Genomic DNA, 26,862 nt, shown 5'->3' on the forward strand with positions numbered 1-26,862 from the left:
ATGGCTCGTGTTTTGATTGTGGATGATGAGATTGAAAATCTTAATTCACTTAAGCGCGCGCTGGGAGATATGAATCCAGATTGGGATATTCTGACCGCCATGAATGAGACTGAAGGTAAAAGCATCCTGGAACGGCAGCTTATTGAAAAACAACCCGTAGACGTAGTTTTAACTGACCTGGTAATGGATAGTGAACAAAGCGGCATGAACATTTTACAGGAAGCAAGGCGACTGGATCCACTGATCATGGCAATTTTATTCACAGCAAAAGAAAAAAGCCTCGACCGCTATGCAGCATTTGATATTGGAGCTTTTGATGTTGTCGAAAAAAATATCCGTGGTACAACTGCGGTACGGGAGATAAGCATTAAAACAAGTGCAGCTCTCCGCTATAGAGAATGGTCCCAACGAATCAATTTTTTACGCAAATATTTTGATCCAAAGGTATTTGATACTATTGAAAAAGATCCCTCACTCCTATCAGTGAGAAGGCGGACTCTTACGATAGCTTTCTGGGACATAAGGGGTTTCTCGCTCTTATGTGAGATTCTGAAAGCGCATTCGGATCTTATAGCTGGTTTTCTTAAAGATTACTGCGAAGCAGCCGCTAAAATAATTTTCGATAATAATGGTGTACTTGATAAATTCATCGGTGATGGGATTATGGCGCTGTTTGGTGTCCTCAACCACAAGGATGACCAGGGAAAGACTGATGCTATTGCAGCCATTCAAGCAGCCATTACCTTACGTTCCAAGTTTGATGAGATTTCAAAAAAATGGCTGAAGCAATGGCAGCTTTATGTCCCGGATAAGATCAACATAGGTCTCGGTTGTGGAATACATACCGGGGAGGTACTTGTTGGAAATGTTGGGACCGAGTTCAGAGATCAGTTTACTGCGCTCGGCCCGCAGGTAAACTTTGCCTCAAGAATTGAATCCCGTTCTAAATCCGGACAGATTCTCGTTTCTCAATCTACAGAAGCACGGATCAAGGGAGTGATTGCCACTTCGAAAGACAGCGAAATCTCTGACATTAAAAATATTCCCGGAGTGTTTGATTTATTTGAGGTTATTGAAGATAAACTAAGCGCCTGAAGAGAGAATCCAATCTAGTGGATACAAGTAAAGAGGTGCTATACTATTTAAGTACACATTGGGTAATATCCAAAAGGAGAAATCCATTATGGCTATTATTGAGAATATGACCTTGTCGGAATTGAAAGAAAAGTTGAATTCATTACAACTACCTGGTGATACAGATTTAGTTGTAACTATTGAAAAAAAGGAAGAAACCAAGAAAACCTGGGATAAGCAAAAGGCTTTGGAAGCTATGAAAAAGCTGAAAGGTTCGGGTAATGGCAGGCTTGTTGATGCCCTGCTCAAAGAACGTAATATAGAATGTAACAAGGATAATCTCAAGGAAACATCATGCTGACCATTTTACATCTTATCGGAAGCTTCCTCGACATTGTCGCACTCCCCTTCAAGCGCTTTGAGCCCTTCTGGGGCTTTACGGCCATCTGTCTGGTCATGGGGACGATTGTCGTCATTATCTTCAAGTATGTATCCAATCAGAAGAAAATCAAAGCCGTAAAAAGCCGGATCAAGCTGCACTTTCTGGAAATCAGAATCTACAAGGACGACTTCCGGGAGGTTTTGAAAGCCCAGAAGGAAATCCTGAAAAACAATTTCCGCTACATTGCCTACAATACTCAAGGGGCAGTGCCTGTTATTCTCCTGTTTCTGGTCACGCTCTCTCAGATAAACCTGCGGTACGGTTATGCTCCCATCATGCCGGGCGAGCCCTTCGATGTCAAAGTCACTTACGCCAGGGATGCTGACCGGCGGCCTGAGCCGGAGCTTATCCTCCCTGAAGGGCTTGAGGCGCTTACCCCTGCCATGCACCTTGGAAACGAAGACGAAGTCAGTTGGCAATTGCAGGCTTCGATGGAAGGCAAGTATCAACTGGGCTTCAAGCTCTGCGATCAGACATATACCAAGGAGATCGTTATCGGCAGGAGCAGCGCGCCTTTTGGCTCACAGCTCATCCGGGAGAGTTTCTGGGCTCCCCTGGTAAATGCCGCGGAACCGCCACTGCCCAAAACAGCCAGGCTTCAGAGCATTGACATTGGCTACCAGCCGAAACACTTTACCTGTATCTTCTTTGGCTGGAAAATCCATTGGCTGCTGATGCTTCCCATTCTGGCCATCTCCTTCGGGCTGGTGGTTCGAAAAATCCTCAAGGTGGACTGATCCGGAAAACCGGGGCAGGAGGGAACATTTGCTCCCTCCTCAATCACGAATGGTCGAGCTTGATTCGAAGCTCCTTCAACTGCTTTGGCATGGCCTCACCGGGGGCATTGGTCATCAGGCAGGTAGCCTTCTGGGTCTTGGGGAAGGCGATTACGTCCCGGATAGAAGTGGTACCGGCCAGAATCATAATCAGCCGGTCCAGTCCCAGGGCCAATCCGCCATGAGGAGGAGCGCCGTATTCCAGGGCTTCCATCAGGAAGCCGAATTTTTGCCGTGCCTCTTCCTCCTTGATGCCAATCCTGTCAAAGAGTCTGGTCTGCATCTCCTTGGTGTGGATTCTGATGCTTCCGCCGCCGATTTCCTGGCCATTTAAAACCAGGTCATAAGCCTGGGCCCGGGCTTTTAAGGGGTCACTCTCCAGGAGTGGAAGGTCTTCAGGCATCGGGGCAGTGAAAGGATGGTGCATGGCCACATAGCGGCCCTCTTCATTGTCGTATTCCAGCAGGGGAAAGTCGATTACCCACAGGAAATCATACCGGCTGGAGTCGATCAGGTTGAGTTTTTGCCCCAGCGTAAGGCGAAGAGCACCAAGGCTTGCAGCCACCACAGCCGGAGTATCGGCCACGAAGAACAACACATCTCCTGGCCTGGCCTGCATACGGGTGCGGATATTGGCCACTTCTTCTTCAGAGAGAAATTTCTTCAGCGGGGACTGGATATCATCCTCATTGATTTTGATCCAGGCCAGCCCTTTGGCCCCATAGATCTGGACCACCTTGGCAAGGTCATCAATTTCACTGCGGGAAAACTTCCCGCACCCCTGACCGTTAATGCCCTTGACCTGACCGCCTTTTTGCACCACCTCGGCAAAAACCTTGAACCGGGAATTTTGAACCAGGTCCCCGATATCCACCAGCTCAAGCCCGAAGCGGGTATCCGGCCGGTCAACGCCATAGCGGCTCATGGCCTCCTGGTAGGTCATCCGGGGGAACGGGGCGGAAAAGACAAGCTGTTTTTCTTCCTCGAATATTTCCCGGACCATCCCTTCAACAACCTGCATGACATCGTCCCGCTCCACAAATGACATCTCAAGATCGATCTGGGTGAATTCCGGCTGCCGGTCAGCCCGCAGGTCCTCATCCCGGAAGCATTTCACGATCTGGAAATACCGGTCGTAACCGGAAACCATCAGGATCTGCTTAAAGAGCTGGGGGGATTGGGGCAGGGCATAAAAGCTGTGCGGATTGACCCGGCTTGGGACCAGGTAATCACGGGCCCCCTCCGGCGTGCTCTTGCCCAGGACCGGGGTTTCGATCTCCAGGAAACCCTGTTGCGTAAGGTAGCGGCGAACCTGCTGATAAATCCGGTGGCGCAGCATCAGGATTTTCTGGAGGGCAGGCCGCCGAAGGTCAAGATACCGGTAACGCAGCCGGACATCCTCAGCGGTATCGATCTGGTCTTCGATCTGAAAGGGCATGCTCTTGGCCTGATTGAGAATTTTTACCTCTTCGACCATCAGCTCGATCTCTCCCGTGGCCAGATTCGGATTGGCCATCCCTTCGGGCCGCAGGGCAACTTTCCCCCTGACGGCGACAACATATTCATTCCGGATCTCATGCGCCTTCTGGTGGCTGTGCGGTGCATACTCCGGGTTGAACACCACCTGCGTCATCCCTTCCCGGTCCCGCAAGTCGATAAAAATAACCCCCCCATGATCTCTTCTCCGCTGGACCCAGCCCATCAGGGTAGCCTGCTGGCCCACATGGGATTTATTGAGTGAATTACAGCTTCCTGTTCGTTTCCATCCATCTAAGTAATCCATACTGTACCTTCCTTGGTCCTCCGAATTCTTTAAAAAGGTAGATCCATTGCTGCTATCAAGGTTTTGATTTTTCATTTTTCGTTGCTCATACTATTAAATAATTGCCTTTTAATATTACAATGAGACTTTTCCCTTTTCCTTCACAGAAGAGGAGTGGTTAAAGGACTCCATGGTTGTATTCACCCCTACCTAACATCCCCCCTCAAGGGGGGGAGGGATTGAGGATACTCCTCAAGAGACAGGGAAGCCCTCTGTGGCAAGGGAGGCGTCTTCTAACTCCTCCCCTTGAGGGGAGGGAGCATTCTTTACACTCCTCCCCCCTGAAGGGGGGAGGCTGGGTGGGGGTGATGTATTATGACCATTCCTCTATCACTACAGAAAAGTCTCGTTGTAATACTAAGAGGATATCTTCCATTGGTTAATTATGTTCCTTCCTTCCTCAACAGCTTGAATATCCTCTGTACTCCAACTCCACAACCCCCATCTCCTTCATTGAAAGGAAGATTTTTTAATTCTATTAAGCCTTTCTTAGATTTTCATATCCAGTTTATAAGCTACCATTGTTAGCTCCTTGGTTTAAAGCCAAGTCCCTTGCCTCAGTAAAGCATTATTTTCATCATAGCAGGATTTTTTGATGGGTTAATTGTCAATTGGTATAATGCAAACCAATCCTCATATCGTCTTCATACTGTCAACGAACCCTATATCTTTTCCACATCTTCAGCAAAAGAATATACTTCGATCCCGGCCCCTGCGGCTATGTCCTTTGCTTTATCATCTACCATTGGTGAGATGACTATCTTCCGGTTAGCCTTACATTCATGTCGCTTCTCGTAATATTTGATCTTTCGCTCAAAGGCATACATATCTGCCTTACTCATGGAAGACTTGATCTCACAAATGATCAAGAGCCCGTTTTTTATGATCAGATCGAGCTCAACCTGATCTGGATGGCCAAATACCTCTCCCTGGTCATCAAACTCAGTAATATTGAGTACCTGGATATTGAAAGTATCTTTGAGGATCCCTGCCAGAGCGTTGCGGAATGAAGCTTCCGTGTGGAGCCCCCAGCGGGCACCAAGTGCTCCGATCGACTGATCATGTTTGCGGTTTAGCACCTTGAGCTCTTCAAGTACCCTATCAATAACTTTCTGGTTTTCCCACCACTTTTTGTTCTGCTCCTCCCATTTTCGTTCATTGGCTTCCCATTTTCGTTCATTGGCTTCCCATTTACGGTCATTAGCTTCCCATTTACGTTCATTGGCTTCCCATTTACGGTCATTAACTTCCCATTTCTTGACTTGCTCTTCCCATTTACGTTCATTGGCTTCCCATTTACGGTCATTAGCTTCCCATTTCTTGACTTGCTCTTCCCATTTACGTTCATTGGCTTCCCATTTACGGTCATCAGCTTCCCATTTTTGCCTCTGCTCTTCTCTATCCCTTTGGAGCTCATTAAGTATACGGTCAAACCGATCTTCGGTTTCGAGTTTTCCGGCATAGTACTGCGAGGAAAGCCGCAGGATAAACCGTGCTATTTCCTCATCGGTCTGCATTATTTTGGGTAATTGCTCTCTTATTATCTCTTTAATTTCTTCGATTTCCATGAATAAACCACCATCCATGCTTTCAAGAGGAAAACTTCATTAAGGGGCCTTTCTCCTCTTTTACAAATATTTATACTCCTGGAACCCCTGTACTGTCAAGGTGCAGGCAGGCTCCTTTCAACACTCTGGTGCCAGAGCACCATTAAAACCGCCTATCACCCCAGAACCTTTGCTTCCAGCACAGCGGCAATATCACTATCCAGGGCTATTTCCTCCTGCACGGAGCGGGTCATGTCCCGCAGCAGCAGGAGGCGGCTGGCCAGTTCGTTTTCACCAAGAATAAGGGTGAGGCGGGCTCCCATTTGATCGGCCTGTTTGAGTAAAGCCTTCAGCGACCGGTCCTGGTAATTCATGATTACCCGCAGGCCCCTGCTCCGCAGGGTCCGGATCAACAGGAATGCCTCTTCCCTGGCTTTCTGCCCTAAAGCTGCCAGATAGATCAGGGGCTGAGGTTGTGGGGCAATCCCCTGTCCCTGCAGGGCCATGATCACCCGTTCCATGCCGAGGGCAAAACCGATGGCCGGGGTCGGCGGTCCGCCGAATTCTTCAACCAGGCGGTCATACCGCCCCCCGCCGGCGATGGCATTCTGAGCACCAAGCCCGCTGGCGGTGACCTCGAAGGCGGTCCGGGTATAGTAATCAAGCCCACGGACCAGCCGGTGGTTGATCCGGTAGGGAATATCAGCCAGTTTGAGCAGGCGCTCGACCTCCTCATGGTGCTTCCGGCAGTCCGGGCACAGGTGTTCGAGAATGACTGGAGCCTGAGCGAGGATAGCCTGGCAGGCTTCATTTTTACAATCCATGATACGGAGGGGGTTTTTCTCGTATCGCGTCTGGCAGTCGGGGCACAGGCTCTCGAAATCCTTCCGTATGAATTCCTGCAGGATCTTTTTATACTGAGGGCGGCAATTCTCCGGGCATCCTACCGAATTGAGGAACAGAGTAACACCGGCAAGCCCCAGCTTTGAGAACAGATCATTCAGCAGGATCAGCATCTCGGCATCCACACCCGGCTCAGCCAGGCCAAAGACCTCGGCTCCGATCTGATGAAACTGCCGGGTACGCCCGGCCTGCGGCCGCTCATAGCGGAACATCGGCCCCTGGTAATAGAGCTTCTGATAAGGACTTTCCGCATACATCCTGTGCTCCACAAAGGCCCGCACCACCGGGGCTGTTCCTTCAGGCCGCAGGGAGAGGCTGTTGCCCTTGCGGTCTGGAAAAGTATACATCTCCTTGGAGACAATGTCCGTCTCTTCACCAATGCTTCGAATAAAGAGGGCCGTGTCCTCGAAAACCGGGATCCGAAGCTCCGAAAACCCGTAGTCCTGGAGCATCTTCCGACCAATTGCTTCCACGTATTGCCAGATTCCTACTTCTTGGGGGAGTATGTCCTTGACCCCTCGAATCGCCTTAATCATGAATCTTCATTCCTCCTCACTAAGTCAGGCATTATTCTGCATGTTTTTATCTTTCCGGAAGGAAATTGCAGAGGCTTTCAGCAAAAGGGGGTAAATTTACGTATCAGGGTTAGTATAGTACACTTTTCATCTTTAGACAAGGGAAGGCTTTACGCCGGTCTATGCGGAGAACCGGTGTTTCATCTTCCACAGGAGGGGAATGACGATGAGTTCCGCTAGGATCACGGCTGATAGATACGTCCCAGGTTTCAGACGGTATACCCGGGCCAGAATCTCCAGCACTACCTGAATCATTACCCAACTGAGATAGGCTTTCAGGCCCCAGCGTTTGAGGCTGGAAATCCCGTAGGCGACAATCAGGGTGAAGATTCCGCCAGCCAGAATCAAAAGAGCGGCAAGCATCCGGGATGCGTAGGGAAGATTGGATGGAAGCAAAGGTATCGGAAGAGTAATCGATTTACCGGGTTTTACCAGAAAGATGGACAGGGCAATCAGTGCGGCGCTCAAAACCCACAGGACTCCTGACAGGATTTGGGCTGAGAAGGGGGCCTTTTTCTTTTCTTTCCTTGATGAAACCGAAGCGCCGGTCAGGTCCGCCTTTCCCGCCGAGGACTGAGAAGTGTGAGCAGGCTGGCTTCCTCTGGGGGGGGATGCCGGGCTGGAGGCTAAAATCCATCCGCATTCACCGCAGATTTCAGCCCCGCGGGGATTGAAGATGTTGCATTTGGGGCATGATATCGGCATATATTTCTCCTCGTAAGGTTCTCCATAAGATTGCCTGAACAATGAATAAGCCAATTCGGTCAAGCAGTGTGCGTTAAAATTCCCATAATAATCCGAGCCGGTAGAGCCGTCCGCTGAGATCGAGTTTATTCTCTCCAAAATTGTCGATCTTCAGCCATCGTGCCTCAAGAACCAGGTAGGTATTATTAATGCCATACTCCTGTTCTGAGCTTCCCGCTGCTTCGGGATCGAGCCAATCCAGCAGAAACCGGATGCCAGCCAGGCCATGATAGCCGTATTTGTCGCCTTTGATAGTTTTATCTCCTTCCTTCTTCTCCCGATATCCCCAGGCATCCATACCTCCCCCAAAGTAGGGAACCAGCCGCTGTCCTTCAGTATACCGGAAAAGGTATGAGCATTGGATATATCCAGCGCCAAGGCTCATCTGTGCCTTGCTGATACTGGAATCTCCCTCATCACGGAGCTTATACCCATTGAAGTTAGTCCCCCCTGCTCCCGCGGCTGCCTCGATTTGACCAAACCAGGTCTTGGAAAATTCCACAAACCAGGCCAGTTGTCCATCGTCGCTGTAAACTCTCTGGAAATTAATATCCTGGGGCAGGTAGTACCCTGCCCAGAGAGAAGCCGACAGGTTGCGGGATGGGTCAGCAGCAGCCCAGGAATTCCGGCCGCAAAACCCGAAAACACCGATAACCAGCCATACCAAACACCACCGGCACCACTTCCAAACAGCAAATCTCAATCCCAACTCCTTGGCCATACTCTTCTACCTCGATTTTTCTGCTTCGGAGAATTGTCTGATAAATTTTCCCTGCAAGTTTTTTACAAAACAGCCGCCAGTCTCACCGACAAGATCAGTCAAGCCTCGCCCCATTTGCGGCGTTCCAAAGCTTAAGTCCGTGATATCCGACGGATCGGATTCATTACCCGCAGTATCCCTGGCTGAAACCGCCACCGCATATCTTCGGCCATTCATGAGGCCGCTGATATCATGCTCATATTTGCTTCCGTCAAGAAGATCGCTTTGGCCGGAAAACGTGCCGGTATTGGCATCCGATCCCACAGGTACTTGTTTCCACCAGACCCGGTATTGGGCAATACCTGAGAGCTTATCGTGGGCTTTGGCCCATTTCACTCTCAGTTTTTTGCTCCCTGATTCCACCGAAGTTACCACCGGCAATTGCTCTGGTTTATCGGTATCATAAATAAAGGAGAACAACACCGGATAGCGCTCCTGATCTCCGGCTTTATTCCAGGCAATTTCGGCAATGTAGGTCCCCTGCCGGTCATCGGGCGGAAGCGGCTGAGTAGTGTATGTTGTCAATTTTTCGGCATTTGACTTGTTGATCACAAATCCCGGATCCTGGCTTATCCGGCTGTTGGGGTCTTTTAACTGAACCTGGCGAATCACGTATTCACCGCTCCTGGTTGATCGCCAGCCGACCTGCACCTTTGACTGAAAAGCGCCAAAGTAGGCGTAAGGGTGTGTCTGATACATCTGGGGCGATGTAAGGGTAATGATCGGAAGCCGGGATGATTTCCAGAGCTTGAACCTCCCGCCGGAATCCTGAGTTCCCAGAAAGAGATAGCCATTGTTCGGGTCTGCATACAGCCAGCGTAAGCGGTTGGACGCATCGGTAAAGAGCGATTTCCCTGTGTTCGGGTCATTGATGGTAACCGCTCCCCACTGCTTTTCCCGCTGCTCCAAATTGCCTGGATCATACCATAACCGGAAAACCTCTCCTTTTCCATTGGTATCGAAGCTCAGAAAAAGGTATGAGCCCAGGCTCACCATCGACAGGGGAAGGGACCGGCTGGGATCGATGAAACCATTCCAGGAGGATGTCCGGCTGAATTCCGCTCCTCCCTTGAGCAGGGACCACACCTGAGCACCTTTTCCATTCCGGGCAACTGCATAGAGCACCTGGTCACAGACAGCCAGGGCTGGTATGCTCAGGTTGCTCTCCATCCAGCCGAAGGCGTTATAGCGATAGAAGGAATTACTCGCACTGCTGCTATCCAGCCTCCAGACTTCGGCTTTATTCTGGCTGTTTGCCGTATTCTCGATCCCAAGGTACAGCCTGGCATCAAATTCCTGAAAAGCACTCGATATCAAGGCGGATGTGCTTTCGCCAATCCGCTCCCAGGTATTGGAGGTAATTTCCGGATTATTGGTTCCGGTCTCGGTGGATCGCCACAATTGAACCAAGCCCCCCGAATCTCCCCCGCTCGCGATTCCCAGATAGAGATGCTCACCAAATGAAGAGAGCACAGTGATTATTTCTGCTGAACCAAGTCCCGAAGGGCCGACTTGTTTCCATATTCCCTGACCGGGGTTCTCCAGCCGCCACAGGTGAGGGCTGCTGTCTTGAGCCCGGGTAGCCACATACAGATATCCTTTATGCGAGCCAAGAGCAGTGGAATCAGGGTCACTGATGCCATCGATAGTAACTTCCGTCCACCCCTGAGTCGGAACATTCGGATCGTGTCGCCAGAGACGGAACTTCTCATCCTGGACATCGGTGGAGAGGTAGAGCCAATTCCCCGCCATGCACGGTCTGGAAACCTGTTGGCCCTGGTCTTCCCAGGATTTTTGAGCCGAAAAATAGAGAGAGCCCTGAGCAGAACAACGGCTCTGAAAAGCTGGCAATTGGCTCCAGAGCAGTCCGGCAACCGCCAGAATCAGGATCGGTAACTGACGCTTCGGTTCGGGTATCGCCAAAATCCTGGTTCCCCCTCTGACTATGGGCGGCTGCTGTTCAGATAATAGAATGCCTGTGGCAGCAGGTCTCCTATCCTGGCCCACTGAACATCTCCCTGTGGATTGTCCATAATGATCGTGATATCAGGTGCAAATTCCCAGATCAGTTGCCGGCATGCTCCGCAGGGGGTAATCACTCGCGGGCTGTCACTGACAATAGCCAGAGCTTTGAATCGTTTTTCCCCCTCGGACAGGGCCTTCAGGAAAGCCACCCGTTCAGCGCAGATGCTGAGGCTCAGGGAGATGTTTTCGATATTACACCCCTGATAGCACCGGTCTTCGGCGGTGAGCAGGGCTGCTCCTACTCTAAATCCGGAGAGCAGGGCAATGGCTTTCTCTTTGGCCTGCCCGGCTTGCGTGATCAACTCCCGCCAGGCGGGGACAATACTATCGATAGCCAAAAGACTGGCGGAATTTCTCGAATTCATGATATTCACCAATGCTGTCCCTTCCTCGTCCAGATATCCTGGGAATATTTTTCCTGACTGAGCCTGATGGCTTCCTCATGCTCCCAAAAGGTCAATGAGCCGGGGACTAAGGAGATGTGAAGCACCTCCTCGAATCCCTGGATCAGGGCATCCTTGACCAGCGAGGCAGTCACGGGGCCACCAGCCGCTTCCTCCAGGGAGATGAATTCCAAGCCAGCCGTTGTGGACTGCCCGGATTCTTCTCCTGAGATCGCCTTTCCTCCCGACCGGGAGAATCGCTCAGGCTGAGGGAACAATCGACAGATCAATTCCCGCTGGTCTTCTATCATAATTGAGCCCTGCTGTAACAGAGCCCCCTCCTCTCGCCTTTGGGCGTTACCCATAACCTTTTTCCCCTGGACCAGAATTTCATACCTGGCTGCTCCGGAAAAACAAAACGGGGTCCGGCTGATTCTCCGCTCAGGACATAACTGAGCCTCAATCCCCAGAATTCCTAATCCCCGCTGGATAGCCTGACTGATCTTTTGATAACTGGCCAGCACCCCCCGGGGAATTACCGGATTGCTTTCAGCAAGAACCAGGGAGCAGGAAATATCCCCCTTATGGAGCACCGCCCTTCCGCCCGTTGGCCTGCGGACCACGGCAAGACCTGATTCTTGTGCCTGATTCAGGTCAAAATGGTCAGAAATTTTCTGCAAACATCCAATCGAAACAGCCGCAGGGGTCCAGGTATAAAACCGGATAGTTGAGACAGCATCACTCTTGCGGGCACATGCCTTCAGCATGGCCTCATCAATGGCCATGTTCATGCAGGCATCATAGGCTGTCAGGTCAAGTAACCGCCAGGGCTGCACAATGAATGGATTATCCTTATTAAAAGGAAACCTGGATCACTTTGAGAGGGCAGACTGACACGCACTGCTCGCACAGAACACAGTCATCCCGATTGAACTCAATTTTCCAGGTGACTGCATTTAATGTCAGGGCCTTCTGATGGCATACAGCCAGACACATCCCGCAACTTACGCACTTGTCCTCGTTGAGCTGGATGTCCTGGGCCAGAGACTTGACCTCGATGCCTTTACTTTCGACATAGCTCAACCCTTTTTTAATGTTGTCGAGTTTTCCGCGCAGCTCCAGGACAATCCGTCCAATCTCCTTGGGAATGATCTTGGCCCGCAGGATATTGACAATCAGGTCATAGTCCTTGATCAGGTGGTAGATAGCCGTATCTTCCACAAGGTTTGGCGGAAAGGTCAAGATAACTCTTCTGGTGACAGTATTCATGATTTTACGCTATCCTTCTGGGATGCGGCAGTATCCTTCTGGGGCAGGGGCTTAAACCGGGTGTCCCGCGAAAGAAGCCGGATCGGCTCCACCAGGAAAAACTCTCCCCGCCTGATCCAGTCCTTGAGGATAGCGGCGATCTCCCTGGCCATGAAGAGACTGGAAACCGGGTTTGTCGGCACCGCATTCCCGTTGATCTGGACTGATCCGGACCGCAATTCCTGGTAACTGGCCCTGCCATAAGTCGGCCTGGATAATTTTTGTATGCTGTAGTCATAAATGGTAGTGTAAATATCCTTGTCCCGGATAGATACTGATTCGGCTATTCCCTCATCGAGAACAGGGATTGGAATTCCGACTCCCACCATGAGAGATACTCCGTACTGTTTTATGGTTGCTCCCCGCAGATAGCGGGCATTCATCTGCTTCAGGTCACCCATGAGCATCAAGGTTGCGGCGCTGCTGAGCGGAACCTTGTTAGCCGCCCGAAGCTGATTGGGATTGTGCTGAGTCCCCTCGCCCAGGACATAGCCGATCCCTCCGCCCAGGAATATCTTCGTCCCAAAGCCGATCGTGCGGTACTCAGGATCATTGATGAGGGGGTTCAGTTGCCCTGAGGTGGAGTAGGCGACATTTCCGAGCCTTGGCAGCAGGGTGCCCATATAGGTGTGCAGAGTCCTTGGGGAAGAATTGGTGGCTGCCGCATAGTTTTGATAGGCGTTCCGGGGGTTCAGCAGCGTGGCCTGATTGATGCTGTCCAGCGTGATCTGAACCGTCACTCGTTCCGCAGGATAGCAATCCGTCTTGTAGCCTTCGGCTTCCAGTCGAATGGTTTTGCCCGAAAGAAGGTCTTCAATGACATGCCCTCCTCCATACTGGATCCCTTCCGTCTCCGAAGCGGCAGTAGCCCCCAGGTAGGTATCCACCGCAGCAAGCCCCTGGTAGGCAGGTACGTCATTCAGCCAGATTTTATCCATCTTGATCGGAGGATCGGCGTGCCCGAAATTCAAAAAAACCCCCGAAGAACACATCGGGCCAAAAGTGGCAGTGGTCACTACATCAACCTTGTCCGCTACAGCCTTGATCCCCTCTGCATCGGCAAGCTCACACACCTCATCGGCTGTGACCACCACAGCCTTTCCCTGCTTGATCTTCTCATTTATCTCTTCGTATGTCTTCATGGGTTACTCTCGCCGGTACTCTCGTGTTTCGGGTCCAGGCCAATGTCCATTCCCTTGATTGACTGCCTGAAATTGGGTCGAATATTCAAATATCCAGGATGTATGTCCAGGGTCATTGATATTGGCTACCAATTTTATCTGTTTTCCCGGAGATGTCAAGGGAAAAGAGGTAAGGGCATACCCGTCAGGCCAGGAGTAGTATGCGATGGCTGAGATTGAGCCCGATGGAGAGAGATACAGCGGATGGAGCTTTCCGGGCAGGTAAAATTTAGTATCAATAAAACAAAAAGTTACTTGGGTTTTCCCCAAAAACTGTGAATAACTTGTGGATAAGTTGATAAGTTTGGTATTTAACCACTTGGAAAATGGATTTGAATACCAGAATCAGTGCCTTGTGTAAAGTAAATTACTTTTATTTTATTCTAATTATATAGTAATGAATATCATAAGGAAGTTATTGAGAGCAGTGGAATGCCAAAGAAGAATTTGACAGTTCAGGAATAATGCGTTACAGTAAAGTCAATCTTTTCCCTGATCAGAGTCAGAACCTTGCTTTGAATGAGAGTTATATCCTACTGGTATTGGGACAAGAAACGTTCCCAACTGGAGATGTGTCTGTCCAGAAAAAACAGACCCTGGCGATATTGGTTACACATTTGCGGCTCCCTCCAAGGAGCATGAAGGCCAGCATGAATCCTTTTATACTTTTGCACTTTTTGGACGGAGCATTTTGGGGTAAGGATATGAAAGAAGTATCTGAACTTCTTAAAAACCTTTCCCGGAGAAAACAAAATGAAAAGATGGTGTCAGGTCTCGACTTGATACGCAAGATATCTGAAGGTTAAAACCGTGATTGCTCAAATCGAGTGAGGTAGTATCAAGTGCAAGGTTAACAATGACCTTGCCCTTTTCTTTGTCCAAAATCATTGCGGGCAATGGGATTAAGGAAAGAAAAATGAAGATTATTAAGGAAAAATGGCAATGGTTCTATCGCATCGCTGCCATAATGCTGTTTATCATTGTAATATATCCTGTGATAGTACATATGACTGGCAGCGATCAGCAGCGAGTAGTAGATCGAATGCAAAATCTGCTTGATGTCCAATCCTTACCAAATCATGTTTCCCCTGATGAACTCAGCAGGTCTGGCCCAGAGGCAGGAAAATTAGATGTCAATGAGTATTTCCGTATACTAAGACACCTTAAGATGGCTCCTGAAACTGCACTCGATTATGTCTATGCATACAATGGGTTCAGCGGGTATCCGATTCTCTATGCAAGGAGTGAGCATCAGCAGCCGATCAAAACATTCAAAAGGTTCGCAGACTTGCATGGCGGGTTTAAAGAAGCTTTTAACGCTCAATATGATTATCTCGATAAGGTCAGTACAGACGGAACCGCTGAAGGCTTCTTTGAGCTGGTCGTCCTTCGGCTGCTGGGAGATCAGTTCTATCTGGATTGGCATGCATACTATAATTACATAACTATTCTATGCGATAGATTTGCACTTGAACGTTTACTTTTTTCCAGGCGTATCAACGAATGTTTCCTTCCAATTGGGGTGCAGTTGCGGGCAAGACTCATTGATTGTATGCCAAAAGTGCATTTTGAGGATGATCGAGTCCGCGTTTCAGTAGTTATATATAGCGACTGGGGCGGGTTCTTTCGGTATGAGTTCCAGATGATGCGAAATCCACCTTACCATTTACTCGAAACGCACCGCCAGCAACTGGTCAAGTACAACTGTGGTGTCTGGTTTTGAATGAAAACAACCAATTATAATGGATTCGGAAATTCGGACAGCGGATTAAGTTACACTGGAGGCGGAATTGAGCTATACTGGAGCTGAAAGATAAGGAGGTCCGCAGATGGGTTTACGAACCAAACATACCCCAGTATTTAAAGCGAAAGTGGCCCTGGAAGCACTCAAGTGAGGAGAAGACCTCAGCAGAGTTGGCTGGAGAGTACCAAGTGCATCCAGGACAGATAAGGAAATGGAAACAGATAGCCAAGACGGACCGGCAAAGATTTGTTTGGCAAATATGAAAGCGGCCAAGAGGATTTATCCTGCAACAGGGGAAAATACCTGAGAGCGAAATTACATGAGAAAGATGGTCATTATTGATGCCGGGCCTTTGATAGCCCTGTTCAATAGATATGCCTCGAAAACCTCCTGGCCTGGTCCATCTTCCCTCAATCACCACTCCCTGTTGCTGCACCGTGCAACAGCCGCTCCTCTGTGTGCGCAGTGAGCTCAGGGTTGAAGCATCGCTGATGGCTGAAGATATACGAGCCTGCATGAGCAATGATTTTCACCTGGCGCTCCAGGCGGCTCACGACTTCGGGAAATTCATCGGCCCGGTCCCTGTCAGGCTGACCCACAAGATAGAGAGATGATGGGGCGTTTAACCGGGCAACCAGATAATAGCCTCCCTGTACAAAGCCCAGCTTCTCATCATTTGCAGTAAGCATGGCGTACCCCGCATCTTCGGGGATGCCAAGAAGATCTCTCCCCCAGCAGTGATGAACGACCGGCTGCTTCAGAATTCCCAGCAGGGTAGGAAGGATGTCGATTTGTGCGCCGATGGTATGAATTCTGCGCGGCGTACTGCCCAGGATCTTTGGTGCATACAGGAGGCAGGGGATATGAAACTGGCTGAGACTGAGATCAGTCCTGTAGTCAAGGTTTTTCCCATGATCAGCCACGATCACAAAGATCGTATTATTGAAATAGGGCTGCTTTCTGGCCTCCTGAAAAAACTTCCCCAGGGCATAGTCGGAATATTTAAAGGAATTGAGATACTTGCTCTGGACATGGTCAGGGGGATAGTAGGCATACGGTTTGGGAATGCGATAGGGTTCGTGATTGCTTACGGTAAGCACCACGCCGGTAAAGGGCTGCGGCAGCCGGGAAAATTCCTGATTGGCGCGGCTGAAGACCGCCTCATCCGATATGCCCCACTCGGTCTGAAAATCCTCTTTCGGAAAGTCCTTGTGGCCGACAAAGCGGTCAAAACCGTGGCGGCGGAAATAGCCTTCCATATTGTCAAAGTTCAGATCGCCACCATAGATAAAGCAGTTCTGATAGCCGAGCGGCTTTAACACACTGGCCAGATTGAGCATGGGCTGCTGACTCTCTACTTTTTGCATCATCGAAAGGCCGATCAGACAGGGATATGAGCACAGGATGGCGGTCAGCCCCCGGTTGGTGCGGCATCCATTGGCGTAGAAGCGGTCAAAGAGGATGCCTTCACGGCACAGGCGGTCGAATTCCGGAGTCACCTGATACGGGCCGCCCAGGGCCCCGACATAGGCTCCGCTGAAGCTTTCCATCATGAAAACCACGATATTGGGCCGCCGGGGAACAGAGTCAGGAGGAAAGTCCCGCCGCCGGACCAGAGGATACTCCTTTGGTGACAGAAAGGTTTCTCCCTGATGGGCCACGGATCGCTGAACCAGACGAATGGCCTCTTCGGGTGAGGTGATGCGCAGTTTTTTTTCCAGGGAGCGGTTATCTTCCAGAAGCTCCTGGTACAGGGACCGGCCCAGAGTGAAGATACCATTCAAAGCCATTTGGTTTGAAAAGTTATGTTTGCTGAAATAGGCATGTCCCCAGTTTATCGGTGATGAGGCTAAAGTTCCCCGTGCACCAAGAACCAGCATGCCAATACCGGCCAGGAGTGAAAGGGCCTGGTGCCGAAAGGACCGCTCCTTCGCCCGGCTGAGGAGCGCCTGCCCGGACTGGAAAATCACCCAGCCGAACAGGGCGGCCAGGAAAGCCCACCCCAGGAGATAGGGGATCACCGGATACTCCTGCCAGACAGTCCGGAGGGCCGGCCCCATAGTTTCCAGATACTGAACAGCCAGCAGGTTGAGCCGGGAATTGTAAGCGCCGAAAAATTCCAGGTCGATCGTGGACAAGAGAAAGAAAAACCCGAAAACCGCGCCCAATGTCAGAAGGAAGACCGTGCGGATGCCCCGACTCCGGGACAGGGGAAGAAACGGGGCGGGCAGAAAGAACAGGATCAGGATATAGGAGGTAATCACCATGTCAAACCGCAGTCCAACCAGAAAGGCCTGCACAATCTCTCCGGCAGGGATACCTGATGTGAGCTTCAGGTAGCGGAGCAAAAAGAACAGGCGAAACAGCCCGAAGAAGATCAGGCTGAGCCCAAAGGCCAGCCCGAAGAAAAGAAGGGCATCGGGCAGAAGTAATCCACGTACTCTCCTGCTCATGATATTATTTCATCACAGGCAGCCATATCCTGGGCAACCGACGGCAGCGGCAGCGGCTCCTGGGTGGCAAATTGTGTCTGGTACAGATGAGCATAGATACCTTTTTGGGCCAGGAGGGTGACATGGTCCCCGATTTCCTGAATCCTGCCTTGATTCAGAACCACGATCCTGTGGGCCCCGCGCACGGTAGACAGGCGATGGGCGATAATAAACGTGGTCCGGTCCTGCATCAGGTTATCCAGGGCCTGCTGGACCAGGGCTTCGGACTTGGAGTCCAGTGACGAGGTGGCCTCGTCGAGGATCAAAATGGCGGGATTCTTGAGAATTGCACGGGCAATGGCTATCCGCTGTTTCTGCCCGCCCGAAAGTTTAACTCCCCGCTCACCGATTCGCGCATCATACCCATCCGGCATCTGGCTGATGAAATCATGGGCCAGGGCTGCCTTAGCCGCCTCGATCACTTCAGCATCACCGGCGTCCGGCCTTCCATACAGGATATTATTCCGTACCGTATCATTAAAGAGGATCGTTTCCTGGGTAACAATGCCGATTTGCTGTCTCAGGGAGCGCAGGGTAGCCTTTTTGATGTCCTGGCCGTCAATGAGGATGTCCCCTGAGGTGGCCTCGTAAAACCGGGGAAGCAGGCTGACCAGCGTGGTCTTGCCCGCACCGCTGGTTCCGACGATAGCTATAATCTCTCCGCGGGATACCCGGAGGTTGATATTCTGCAGTACAGGCTGTTTCTCATATCGAAAACTGACATCCCGATACTCGATACTCTGGCGAAGGGGAGGCATCTCCACCGCATCTTCGGCCTCCCGGACACTCGGCTGAGCATCGAGAAACTCGAAGATCCGCTGTGAGGCGGCAATCCCATGCTGAATATCGTTATTAACATGGGTCAGCTTTTTGATCGGACTGTACATCATCAGCAGGGCGGTCATAAAGGAGAAAAAATTGCCCGGCGTGGATTTTCCGGCAATGACCTGTGCCCCGCCAAACCAGACGATAAAGGCAATACCGAAAGATGCCAGCAGCTCCATCAAGGGGGTAGAAAGTATCGCCACCCGGCCGGCCCGCATCTGCTCGTTGAAGAACCGCTGATTTTCCCGCCGGTAACGTTCGACTTCCCGCTCTTCCATATGAAAGGCTTTGACAATCAGTGCCCCGGACAGGGTCTCGTGCAGGATGACATTCAGGTCAGCGACCTTTTGCTGGACCTTGCCGCTGATGCGCCGGAGCTTCAATCCCATCTTCGAGATCAGAAGGGCCACAAAGGGCAGCACCAAGACGGACAGGATAGCCCAGAACCAGTTGCAGTAAAACATCACCGCCAGAAAACCGATAATGTCGAGCGGCTCCCGCAACAGATCCGCAAGGGAATGGGTAATGGCCCGCTGAACCAGCCCTACGTCATTGTTAATCCGGGCCATAATCAGACCCGTAGACCGCTTGGTGAAAAAATCCATGGATAGTGAGTGAACATGGGCAAAAAGCTCGCCCCGCAGGCTCATGACCACCTTCTCTCCAATATACATCATCAGATAGCCCTGGATATAGGTGAACGTACCTTTCAGTAAATAAAGAATGAGCAGGGCTATCGGCAGCAGCTTGAGCATGATCCATCGCTTGTTGATAAAAATATCATCCAATACCGGCTTGACCATATACGCAATCGAGGAATTAAGACCAGCGGTCAGTGTCATGCACACCATGGCAATGGCCATTTTTTTCCAGTACGGTCGTACGAATCTGAGAAGACGTCTATACATTTCCACGGCTAATCATCCTTAAGGGGCTGTCCCCAAGTGAAATACAAAGACAGAGGCAAAAAAACAAAGACAAAGGACACCACAGAGACACTGAGGCACAGAGAAAAACACCAGGTGGCCACTGTATCTCCTGACCACTGACCACTCTCTTTACTGACCACTGACCACTCTCTCCTGCCGGTGATTGCTGAGGATTCTGGCAATCAGGCTGCTGGTGGAAATATCCTGCTCAAGATCCACCAGTTTGACCGAGCCTCCATAGCCTTCCACGATTTGCCAGCCCACGACCTCGGTCTTGCGGTAGTCTCCACCCTTGACCAGCACTTCCGGCTGTAAAGCGGCGATAAGATTGTGCGGGGTATCTTCCGGAAAAATCACGACATAATCCACACAATTCAAAGCTGAAAGCAGCCTGGCCCGCTCCCCTTGAGTCATGCAGGGGCGGTTGGGGCCTTTCAGCCGCCGTACCGAATCATCGTCGTTGATGGCCACAACGAGCACGTCTCCAAAGCCTCTGGCTTCATGGAGCAGCTTGATATGGCCGATATGGAGAAGGTCAAAGCATCCGTTGGTAAAGACAATCCGCTGCCCTTTCAGCCTGTGGCGGGAAACAAGGTCCTGCAATTCCAAAAAGGTTTTGACCTTCTGATCGGTCGAATACTGGCCGCCCCCGCAGGCAGCCAGAATCTCCGCAGCGGTCACGGTGGCTGTCCCGACCTTGCCGACCACCACACCGGCAGCCAGGTTGGCCAGTTCCGCAGCCTCATCCAATGGCAGCCCGGCAAGGTACCCAAGCGTCAGGGCAGCTAAAGCGGTATCTCCGGCCCCCGAAACATCAAACACTTCTCTGGCACGGGTAGGTAACGTCACCGGCTCATGCCCCAGCCGGAAAAGGGAAATCCCGTCCTTTCCCCTGGTTATAATGACACCATCAAGCTCCAGCTCCCGCAGGAGCTTTTCTCCGGCTGTGCGGACATCTTCTTCGGTGCGGATCACCATGCCCGTGGCCTGGCCAGCCTCCTTCTGGTTGGGGGTGATATAATGGGCCTTGCGGTATTTCCGGTAGGACATCCCCTTGGGATCGACAAACACCGGCTTTCCCTGGTCCCGTCCCAGGCTGATGATTTTTGGGAGCAGCCCCTCGGTCAGGACCCCTTTCTGATAATCGGACAGGATAATGGCCGCACTTTCCGGAAGGTGCTGCCGGAGATAATCCACGATTTTTTCTTCCCACACCGGATCGATGGGACGGCGGACCTCCCGGTCGATGCGCAGAACCTGCTGATTGCCTGCCAGCACCCGGCTTTTTCTGGTGGTTGGCCGGGCCGGGTCCTGAAAGATGCCATCGGTGGAAACTCCCTTGCGGGCAAATTCCGAAAGCAGTGCCTCACCGCCTGCATCCTGGCCGATAACACTGCACATGCGCACCTGTCCCCCCAGGCTGATGATGTTGGCCACAACATTGCCCGCACCTCCCAGGGTCGTGAACTCCCGCTGCACATCCACCACCTGCACCGGGGCCTCCGGAGAGATCCGCTCCACCTCTCCCCAGAGATATTCATCGAGCATGACATCTCCTACAACCAGGATATTCTGCTGGCTGATCCGGGGGAGAATTTCATCCAGTTTACTGCGGGTTAACAAAGTTGAGTGCCTCCTTTAGCCTCTTTTCAGGGTTTGGCATCTGCAACGCATAAGTTACGTCGAGCGGTTGTATCTTCTAACACATATTTTTTGAAAAATTCAGATCGTGTAACCCTAGCGGTGCGACCATGCGTCGCTTGATACATGTATGAATAATATTGACTGAATTCTGATTTAGAATTGTTTTTATTAGCTATAGTTTCTCAGGTTCATTTGGTAATTATGTACCGCTTCCATTATACGGCTAAAAAGTCTCTCTGAAACAATGGCTACATCGATATCTGAGTCATAATCGAAATCCTTGCTCTTATATGGGCTAAAACCGAGTTTAGCGGAACCGGTGATGAAAATTTCATGGAAATCAATATTGAAGTTATTTGCGATTCTTTTTCTAAACTCATAGTAATCATCTTCTTTGGAGGCAAAAATAAATGGGGTACCATGGAGTACTTTTTTTCGACAAAAGTCTACTAACTCATCCTCATTCTGAATTGCCCGCAAAGAAGTCAAAAAATTTTCTATCATCATACGGACTATCGACCTTCAGCTCAAGGCGTCGTTTCCAACACCAGGTTTTCGGTTGACAGATTAAATATATCTTTCAGGCTATACCTTTCAGTAGCACCGATGATTTCAAGGCCAATGACTTTGCCCTCTTTGTCAAAGTCCAGAGTAACTCCTTCTTCTACTTCCTGGGTATGGGAGACCAATATAGAGTGCATCTACCTCTCTATCGTATTCAATTTTCAAGGCATTTTCCTCTTTATTTCCTTTTCATCTGTTTTCGCGCATGTATGCTGAGGAATATCTCCATACTCCACTCTGCATCAGACAGATATTATTAAGAGCAGGAGGTTAGCTCTCCAACTTCAATAGCTTACTCCCATGAATGACGGTAATGATTTCCAAATAATCATCTTTAATTTGGTAAATAATCCTATAGCCCTTATAGATCAGCTCCCTTACCTTGGGGTTATCCGCTTCGGGAACTCGCCGGCCTATTTCAGGAAATGACTCCAAATGTTCGACCATCTCAAAAACTCTATCGTTGAATATCTTGGCGTAGTAGGGAGAATCTGAGGCGATAAACTTGCATATTTCTTTTAAATCTTCAATCGCATCCTCTGACCACCTTATTTTAGCCATTCTTTCATGATTTCCTTTGCTTCCTCATGAGTATAAAACTGCCCTGTTTCTAATTGCCTCTGTCCCTTTAATATCTTTTGCTTTACATAGAGATGTTCCATAATATCTTCCAAGGTAGAATCATCAGGCAATTGTTTCACTAAGGAAATAACCGCATCCTTTGTTGTTGGCATGTAAATCACCTCCTCTCTAATCTTGGTGCACCTTGTAGAGTAACTGTACATTCTCATACTCTTCAATATAATGCCGAGTGAGCATAAAGGTCAAGAGATAAAGACTTATCTTTATTTCAAACAGATGTTCCCCATTTTCCTTTTCTCGAGAGGAAAGGTGGCAATAACCATCACCCCCACCCAGCCTCCCCCCTCAAGGGGCAATGTCATTAACTTAAGGATTAACCGCGACCAACGCCCCTCACCCCGACCCTCTCCCCTTCAGGGGCGAGGGAGAAAAACACTGCCCTTGAGCCCCACGCCTGTTCTTAACTTAATACCATTGCCCCTCAAGGGGGGAGGAGTGTATTAGACGCTCCTATACAGGACATTGAAGATTCGATTTCCGAATTCGGGAGTCAGGGCATCCCGAATTCGGGGGTATGTGGTGTAAAACAATCGATAACGCCGCAATTCACGGACATCAACTCTTGAGATTCCTGCCTTTCCAAGCTCCTCAGCAAGTTTCTCCAGCAAAACCTCGCCATATTGCGCTCTATCCGCGCCATTTTGTTCATATTCTCGGATATACAAGCCGATCAGCCAGTTGCGTAGCGTAAGGCTAATATTAACGGCCCGCCCAGCCGGGCGGCCAGTTCATCATGAACCTGCCGGATGGTGCCAACTAAATTTTTAAAGCTCTCAGCTTGTGTTCATTCGAGTCCATTCGTGATCCCTATATTTGAATCCAATTTTCTGTATTAACCATCCTATCAACTACAAATACAGAACCTTCTCCATCGCCTGGATCAGTTTCCGGTTCTCCTCTTCCAGCCCGATGGTGATCCGCACCGAGTTCGGCAGGCCATATTCCTTCACCGGGCGCACGATTACTCCTTCGCCCAGCATCCGGTCGCTGAAGGCTTTTCCGTCCCGGCCCACATCCACGAGGATAAAGTTAGCCACCGAGGGAACATGGGGCACCTGCAGCCGGTCGAATTCCCGGCACAGGTACTCATAGCCACGGCGGTTTACCTCCCGGTTCCGGTTCAGGAATTCATCATCCTGCAAGGCTGCCTCGGCAGCCACCAGGGCCAGGGAATTCACGTTGAAGGGTTGGCGGACGCGGTTCATCAGCGATATCAGATCAGGAGAGCCGATCCCATAGCCGACGCGCAATCCGGCCAGGCCATAGATTTTCGAAAAGGTCCGGGCGATCAGAACCGGATGGTCAGGATGGGCTCGCAGCCAGGCAAGGGAATCGGGAAAAGCCGCATCTTCCACGTACTCATAATAGGCCTCATCGATAACTACAATCGCGGTTTTCGGCACCTGATCGAGGAACCAGGCCAATTCGTCGGCAGTGACCATAGTTCCCGTGGGATTATTGGGGTTGGCGATGAAAATCAGTTTGGTTTTCGGAGTTATCGCGTCAGCCATGCTCCGAAGGTCATGGGTATACTCTTTCATCGGCACCAGGACATTTTTCCCATTGGCGGCCTGAACCAGCAGGCTGTAGATAATGAAGGCCGGATGGCCGCTGACAGCCTCTTCGCCGGGAGCAAGAAAGGTGCGGACAACCAGTTCCAGGATTTCATTGGTGCCGTTGCCCAGAATAATCTGATCGCTGGAAACTCCGAGTTTTCCGGCCAGCGCTTTCTTGAGATAGAATCCGCTCCCGTCGGGGTAGCGGTGAATCTCGGACAGCGCCCCCTGCATGGCCTGAACAGCCCTGGGTGATGGTCCGCAGGGAGTTTCGTTGGAGGCCAGTTTGATCACTTCGCACAGACCCAATTCCCGCTGCACTTCTGAAATGGGCTTGCCGGGCAAGTATGGTTGAAGCTGATGGATATGTTTTTGGGCTAGATCTTTCATTGTGTTTGTCCTTATGAATAAAGAGCAGTAATGAGCCGTGAGGGCAAAGCCTGGGGTTGCATTTTGGGTGTATTGAAAGCGTGTTTTATTGTGTGCGTGCCCTACCCTGTGTTGAGTTTACTTTTTGGGTATGATCCCAGAATCTTGAAAAAATCACAGTGAACCTTGAGGTCATCGAGCAGCCGGACTACCCGCTCCTCCTGGACATGGCCATCGAAGTCTACCAGGAATACCGACTCCCAGGGACGATTCGGAATGGGGCGGGATTCGATCCGGTGCAGGCTGATCTGGTGGTGGACAAAGGGCTGGAGAAGTAACGAAAGCGCTCCGATCTGGTCTTTCATGGAAAACAGAATCGAAGTCTGATCATCTCCGCTCGGCGCACTCATTCCCTTCCATAAGACCAGGAACCGGGCAAAGTTATGGGTATTATCTTCAATCCTCTTGCATATCGTGTGAAGCTGGTACAATCCACGGATGGTTTCTTCGGCAATGAGAGCGGCAGAAGCATCCTCGCGGACCAGTTCGACGGCCCGGTAGGTGCTGGGGACCTCGATTACCGGCTTGCCCGACATATTCTCCCGCAGCCACTCGCTGCACTGAGCAATGGACTGTGGGTGCGCATAAACCTTTTCGATTTTATCAAGCTCCGTATGATGCCCCAGGAGATCGTGCCGGATATTGAGGATAATTTCCGTGCAGGTTTTGAGCTCCGAATCGATAAAAAGATCCAGGGTATGACTGGCCAGCCCTTCGGTGGAATTTTCCAGCGGAAGCACCCCGTAATCAGCCTGGTCCCGTTCCACAGCGGAAAACACCCGGCCAAGGCTTGTCATTGGAATCAAAGAGGCCGAGAGGCCGAACTTTTTCAGGGCCGCGATATGGGTAAAGGTAGCCTCCGGCCCCAGGTAGGCGATTCTCATGGGCTTTTCCAGGGACAGGGAGGCGGAAATAATCTCCCGGAATACCGACTTGACGGACGATGCAGGAAAGGGGCCTTTATTGATCCTCTGGAGCCTGCTTAAAATCTGCTCTTCCCGGCTGGGATCGTAATAAGCCCTGCTGCTTTTGGCTTTGGATCTGCCGACTTCCTTGACCACTTCGGCGCGGGCATTTAGCAGATCCAGGATCTGATTATCAATTTCATCGATTTTTTTTCGTAAACTCTCCAAATCCACCGCTATTTTCTCCAGGCTGTTCGCTTTTTCTCTATTTCCCTGCCGTTAAAGCGCAAGGAATTGATAAAATATCAGGTTGTGGATTGAATTTACAAGAATTCCCCCCAATTGTCAAGAACAAGAAATATCCCGGAATCCCAAAAGGCATGGAGGAGGTGCACCTTACTGCGACAGCCTCCCAGACTCCCCACCCGCCCTAGTCGGGAAGGTACCCTGCCTGCTGCAACTTGCGGTATAATCCACCGGCTTTATTCAGGCTGTCGAAGATGAGCGAAATGCTCATGGTAGCCCCGCTGATAGAATCGTACTCCGGACGAAACTGATAATTTTTCGTCAGATGCCTGCCCACGATCCGCTTTTCCAAATTCTCGGCATCTGCTGCAGTTATGGAAAGATTATCATACTTGGTAATATGCAGAGGAATAAAGTTTGTGACCACGCCCTGACCATTAAAAATGAGCAGAAAATAGATGGGGTGGCAGACGTCGCAGAGGGGAGGGCGGGTATACACTTTGGCAACCCATCGCTTTCTTCCTGCCAGAGGGAGAGAATCGACAATATAGATATCCTGGTACTCCGGCAAGTTTTTTTTCTGGAAGGATAACCGCTGCTTTGTATCGCCGTGAAGGATGGCCTGTTGGATCTTTCCCCGGATTTCTTTTTCCGACCAGGATAGTTGGATAGATCGAGGTCGTGCCTGGACAACTTCGAGATGCCGATGTTCCTGAATTTTTCTCTGGAACGAGGCCAGGTCAAGTGAGACGAGCTCTTTTAATTCGGCAAACAGGGTATCAGCATTTTGAATGAGCCCAAGGTGCGATTTGGCCAGCAGCACTCCCTCCGGCGATTGCCGCAGGATGAGGAGGTAGGGGGTACCGCCGGGATTTCCCAGGGCTTCATAAGCCTCAAATTCCGGATCAGGGATAATTGGAAAAGGGACTTTTTTTTCCGCCCGAAACCGCTGAGTCTCCCGTTTATTATTCCCGGCACCAACAGCCAGAAACTTGATCCGGCCCTGTAAGCTGCTATCCCGGGATATTTTCTGATAGAGAGTATTCAGGAGAGGGGCCTGCGCCAGACAGGAAACACAGTACCGGTTGAGGAATTCCAGGACGATGTAATCGGCCTGAATATCATCGAGAGAAAAAAAACTTTCTTCACGAAAACTGAAAAACCCACGACGAAGGCCAAGATATCGGCGCTCCTCCTGAGTCAAAGTGTTCAGCAGGGGAATAGCGGGAATTTTCTTTCCAGCCCGAAGCCGAGTATCGGCGTCAAGGTTCCCCCTGGCAGGAAACAGGGCAGGCACGAGAAGAAACAGGAGCATAGAGAATGATACGAAAAACACCCTGACTCGC

The 26,862-nt window shown here is 50.6% G+C and carries 26 protein-coding genes; 5 read left to right on the top strand and 21 right to left on the bottom strand.

The genetic code is table 11. The annotated features are described in order from the left end of the window. The 3 genes from AB1611_01320 to AB1611_01330 all read left to right on the top strand — a co-directional run bounded on the left by AB1611_01320 (position 1) and on the right by AB1611_01330 (position 2,253). Positions 1 to 1,095 carry an adenylate/guanylate cyclase domain-containing protein gene (locus tag AB1611_01320; GenBank protein ID MEW6378224.1) on the top strand — a complete coding sequence of 365 codons (1,095 nt, stop codon included), beginning with the start codon at positions 1 to 3 and terminating at the stop codon, positions 1,093 to 1,095. Positions 1,096 to 1,183: 88 nt separating this feature from the next. After that, entirely contained in the window at positions 1,184 to 1,435 is a 252-nt protein-coding gene (locus AB1611_01325; GenBank protein ID MEW6378225.1) for a hypothetical protein, read from the top strand. Continuing rightward, positions 1,429 to 2,253 carry a hypothetical protein gene (locus AB1611_01330; protein ID MEW6378226.1) on the top strand — a complete coding sequence of 275 codons (825 nt, stop codon included), beginning with the start codon at positions 1,429 to 1,431 and terminating at the stop codon, positions 2,251 to 2,253. The genes AB1611_01325 and AB1611_01330 overlap by 7 nt, the downstream gene beginning before the upstream one ends. Positions 2,254 to 2,296: 43 nt before the next feature. Here the strand turns inward: AB1611_01330 and aspS are convergent, their stop codons facing one another. From aspS to AB1611_01380, 10 genes are all read right to left on the bottom strand, one after another. Beyond that, positions 2,297 to 4,075: an aspartate--tRNA ligase gene (gene aspS, locus AB1611_01335; GenBank protein MEW6378227.1), complete on the bottom strand. Its 1,779-nt coding sequence runs from the start codon at positions 4,073 to 4,075 to the stop codon at positions 2,297 to 2,299. A 701-nt stretch (positions 4,076 to 4,776) separates the two neighbouring features. After that, the gene (locus AB1611_01340; protein MEW6378228.1) at positions 4,777 to 5,682 is read right to left on the bottom strand and encodes a DUF3782 domain-containing protein; all 906 of its coding nucleotides are present in this window, start codon (positions 5,680 to 5,682) and stop codon (positions 4,777 to 4,779) included. A 155-nt stretch (positions 5,683 to 5,837) separates the two neighbouring features. Then, positions 5,838 to 7,100, bottom strand: coding sequence for a histidine--tRNA ligase (gene hisS / locus AB1611_01345; protein ID MEW6378229.1), 1,263 nt, complete (start codon positions 7,098 to 7,100; stop codon positions 5,838 to 5,840). Between the two features lie 159 nt (positions 7,101 to 7,259). Beyond that, the gene (locus tag AB1611_01350; protein MEW6378230.1) at positions 7,260 to 7,844 is read right to left on the bottom strand and encodes a hypothetical protein; all 585 of its coding nucleotides are present in this window, start codon (positions 7,842 to 7,844) and stop codon (positions 7,260 to 7,262) included. 73 nt (positions 7,845 to 7,917) lie between these two features. Then, positions 7,918 to 8,604: a hypothetical protein gene (locus AB1611_01355; protein MEW6378231.1), complete on the bottom strand. Its 687-nt coding sequence runs from the start codon at positions 8,602 to 8,604 to the stop codon at positions 7,918 to 7,920. 6 nt (positions 8,605 to 8,610) lie between these two features. Beyond that, entirely contained in the window at positions 8,611 to 10,566 is a 1,956-nt protein-coding gene (locus AB1611_01360; GenBank protein MEW6378232.1) for a fibronectin type III domain-containing protein, read from the bottom strand. 20 nt (positions 10,567 to 10,586) lie between these two features. After that, positions 10,587 to 11,033, bottom strand: a complete 447-nt coding sequence (locus tag AB1611_01365) for a cytidine deaminase (protein ID MEW6378233.1) — start codon at positions 11,031 to 11,033, stop codon at positions 10,587 to 10,589. Positions 11,034 to 11,038: 5 nt separating this feature from the next. Continuing rightward, positions 11,039 to 11,887, bottom strand: coding sequence for a lipoate--protein ligase family protein (locus AB1611_01370; GenBank protein MEW6378234.1), 849 nt, complete (start codon positions 11,885 to 11,887; stop codon positions 11,039 to 11,041). A 19-nt stretch (positions 11,888 to 11,906) separates the two neighbouring features. After that, entirely contained in the window at positions 11,907 to 12,320 is a 414-nt protein-coding gene (locus tag AB1611_01375; protein ID MEW6378235.1) for an NIL domain-containing protein, read from the bottom strand. Beyond that, the gene (locus AB1611_01380) at positions 12,317 to 13,501 is read right to left on the bottom strand and encodes a homocysteine biosynthesis protein (protein ID MEW6378236.1); all 1,185 of its coding nucleotides are present in this window, start codon (positions 13,499 to 13,501) and stop codon (positions 12,317 to 12,319) included. Before AB1611_01380 ends, AB1611_01375 begins: the two co-directional genes overlap by 4 nt. A gap of 503 nt (positions 13,502 to 14,004) precedes the next feature. Between AB1611_01380 and AB1611_01385 the strand changes: the two genes are divergently transcribed. Both AB1611_01385 and AB1611_01390 read left to right on the top strand, forming a co-directional pair. Beyond that, on the top strand, positions 14,005 to 14,346 hold the full coding sequence (locus AB1611_01385) for a hypothetical protein (GenBank protein ID MEW6378237.1): 342 nt from the start codon (positions 14,005 to 14,007) through the stop codon (positions 14,344 to 14,346). 110 nt (positions 14,347 to 14,456) lie between these two features. Beyond that, positions 14,457 to 15,263, top strand: a complete 807-nt coding sequence (locus AB1611_01390; GenBank protein MEW6378238.1) for a hypothetical protein — start codon at positions 14,457 to 14,459, stop codon at positions 15,261 to 15,263. 431 nt (positions 15,264 to 15,694) lie between these two features. Here the strand turns inward: AB1611_01390 and AB1611_01395 are convergent, their stop codons facing one another. From AB1611_01395 to AB1611_01445, 11 genes are all read right to left on the bottom strand, one after another. Then, the gene (locus tag AB1611_01395; protein MEW6378239.1) at positions 15,695 to 17,737 is read right to left on the bottom strand and encodes an LTA synthase family protein; all 2,043 of its coding nucleotides are present in this window, start codon (positions 17,735 to 17,737) and stop codon (positions 15,695 to 15,697) included. Next, entirely contained in the window at positions 17,734 to 19,509 is a 1,776-nt protein-coding gene (locus AB1611_01400) for an ABC transporter ATP-binding protein (GenBank protein ID MEW6378240.1), read from the bottom strand. Before AB1611_01400 ends, AB1611_01395 begins: the two co-directional genes overlap by 4 nt. A 150-nt stretch (positions 19,510 to 19,659) precedes the next feature. Beyond that, a complete protein-coding gene (gene rfaE1, locus AB1611_01405) occupies positions 19,660 to 21,153 on the bottom strand; it encodes a D-glycero-beta-D-manno-heptose-7-phosphate kinase (protein ID MEW6378241.1) in 1,494 nt (497 codons plus the stop codon). A gap of 189 nt (positions 21,154 to 21,342) precedes the next feature. Then, positions 21,343 to 21,681, bottom strand: a complete 339-nt coding sequence (locus AB1611_01410) for a hypothetical protein (GenBank protein ID MEW6378242.1) — start codon at positions 21,679 to 21,681, stop codon at positions 21,343 to 21,345. A 20-nt stretch (positions 21,682 to 21,701) separates the two neighbouring features. Then, positions 21,702 to 21,875, bottom strand: a complete 174-nt coding sequence (locus AB1611_01415; protein ID MEW6378243.1) for a DUF2283 domain-containing protein — start codon at positions 21,873 to 21,875, stop codon at positions 21,702 to 21,704. A gap of 133 nt (positions 21,876 to 22,008) precedes the next feature. Then, positions 22,009 to 22,299: a type II toxin-antitoxin system RelE/ParE family toxin gene (locus AB1611_01420; GenBank protein MEW6378244.1), complete on the bottom strand. Its 291-nt coding sequence runs from the start codon at positions 22,297 to 22,299 to the stop codon at positions 22,009 to 22,011. Continuing rightward, positions 22,287 to 22,472, bottom strand: coding sequence for a hypothetical protein (locus tag AB1611_01425; GenBank protein MEW6378245.1), 186 nt, complete (start codon positions 22,470 to 22,472; stop codon positions 22,287 to 22,289). Before AB1611_01425 ends, AB1611_01420 begins: the two co-directional genes overlap by 13 nt. A 348-nt stretch (positions 22,473 to 22,820) precedes the next feature. Continuing rightward, a complete protein-coding gene (locus AB1611_01430; protein ID MEW6378246.1) occupies positions 22,821 to 23,045 on the bottom strand; it encodes a hypothetical protein in 225 nt (74 codons plus the stop codon). Between the two features lie 183 nt (positions 23,046 to 23,228). After that, positions 23,229 to 24,326, bottom strand: coding sequence for a histidinol-phosphate transaminase (hisC, locus tag AB1611_01435; protein MEW6378247.1), 1,098 nt, complete (start codon positions 24,324 to 24,326; stop codon positions 23,229 to 23,231). Between the two features lie 101 nt (positions 24,327 to 24,427). Continuing rightward, positions 24,428 to 25,504, bottom strand: a complete 1,077-nt coding sequence (gene pheA, locus AB1611_01440; GenBank protein MEW6378248.1) for a prephenate dehydratase — start codon at positions 25,502 to 25,504, stop codon at positions 24,428 to 24,430. A gap of 196 nt (positions 25,505 to 25,700) precedes the next feature. Further along, the gene (locus tag AB1611_01445) at positions 25,701 to 26,831 is read right to left on the bottom strand and encodes a TlpA disulfide reductase family protein (GenBank protein ID MEW6378249.1); all 1,131 of its coding nucleotides are present in this window, start codon (positions 26,829 to 26,831) and stop codon (positions 25,701 to 25,703) included. Positions 26,832 to 26,862: the final 31 nt, after the last annotated feature.

Source organism: bacterium (genome assembly GCA_040755755.1).
In the GTDB taxonomy this organism is placed as follows: domain Bacteria; phylum SZUA-182; class SZUA-182; order DTGQ01; family DTGQ01; genus DTGQ01.

Bases quoted from the DNA above. Each gene is read 5' to 3' on its own strand.
- AB1611_01320 (MEW6378224.1), top strand. From the start codon at position 1: ATGGCTCGTGTTTTGATTGTGGATGATGAGATTGAAAATCTTAATTCA.
- AB1611_01325 (MEW6378225.1), top strand. From the start codon at position 1,184: ATGGCTATTATTGAGAATATGACCTTGTCGGAATTGAAAGAAAAGTTG.
- AB1611_01330 (MEW6378226.1), top strand. From the start codon at position 1,429: ATGCTGACCATTTTACATCTTATCGGAAGCTTCCTCGACATTGTCGCA.
- aspS (MEW6378227.1), bottom strand. From the start codon at position 4,075: ATGGATTACTTAGATGGATGGAAACGAACAGGAAGCTGTAATTCACTC.
- AB1611_01340 (MEW6378228.1), bottom strand. From the start codon at position 5,682: ATGGAAATCGAAGAAATTAAAGAGATAATAAGAGAGCAATTACCCAAA.
- hisS (MEW6378229.1), bottom strand. From the start codon at position 7,100: ATGATTAAGGCGATTCGAGGGGTCAAGGACATACTCCCCCAAGAAGTA.
- AB1611_01350 (MEW6378230.1), bottom strand. From the start codon at position 7,844: ATGCCGATATCATGCCCCAAATGCAACATCTTCAATCCCCGCGGGGCT.
- AB1611_01355 (MEW6378231.1), bottom strand. From the start codon at position 8,604: ATGGCCAAGGAGTTGGGATTGAGATTTGCTGTTTGGAAGTGGTGCCGG.
- AB1611_01365 (MEW6378233.1), bottom strand. From the start codon at position 11,033: ATGAATTCGAGAAATTCCGCCAGTCTTTTGGCTATCGATAGTATTGTC.
- AB1611_01375 (MEW6378235.1), bottom strand. From the start codon at position 12,320: ATGAATACTGTCACCAGAAGAGTTATCTTGACCTTTCCGCCAAACCTT.
- AB1611_01380 (MEW6378236.1), bottom strand. From the start codon at position 13,501: ATGAAGACATACGAAGAGATAAATGAGAAGATCAAGCAGGGAAAGGCT.
- AB1611_01385 (MEW6378237.1), top strand. From the start codon at position 14,005: ATGCGTTACAGTAAAGTCAATCTTTTCCCTGATCAGAGTCAGAACCTT.
- AB1611_01390 (MEW6378238.1), top strand. From the start codon at position 14,457: ATGAAGATTATTAAGGAAAAATGGCAATGGTTCTATCGCATCGCTGCC.
- AB1611_01395 (MEW6378239.1), bottom strand. From the start codon at position 17,737: ATGAGCAGGAGAGTACGTGGATTACTTCTGCCCGATGCCCTTCTTTTC.
- AB1611_01400 (MEW6378240.1), bottom strand. From the start codon at position 19,509: ATGTATAGACGTCTTCTCAGATTCGTACGACCGTACTGGAAAAAAATG.
- AB1611_01410 (MEW6378242.1), bottom strand. From the start codon at position 21,681: ATGATGATAGAAAATTTTTTGACTTCTTTGCGGGCAATTCAGAATGAG.
- AB1611_01415 (MEW6378243.1), bottom strand. From the start codon at position 21,875: ATGCACTCTATATTGGTCTCCCATACCCAGGAAGTAGAAGAAGGAGTT.
- AB1611_01420 (MEW6378244.1), bottom strand. From the start codon at position 22,299: ATGGCTAAAATAAGGTGGTCAGAGGATGCGATTGAAGATTTAAAAGAA.
- AB1611_01425 (MEW6378245.1), bottom strand. From the start codon at position 22,472: ATGCCAACAACAAAGGATGCGGTTATTTCCTTAGTGAAACAATTGCCT.
- hisC (MEW6378247.1), bottom strand. From the start codon at position 24,326: ATGAAAGATCTAGCCCAAAAACATATCCATCAGCTTCAACCATACTTG.
- AB1611_01445 (MEW6378249.1), bottom strand. From the start codon at position 26,831: ATGCTCCTGTTTCTTCTCGTGCCTGCCCTGTTTCCTGCCAGGGGGAAC.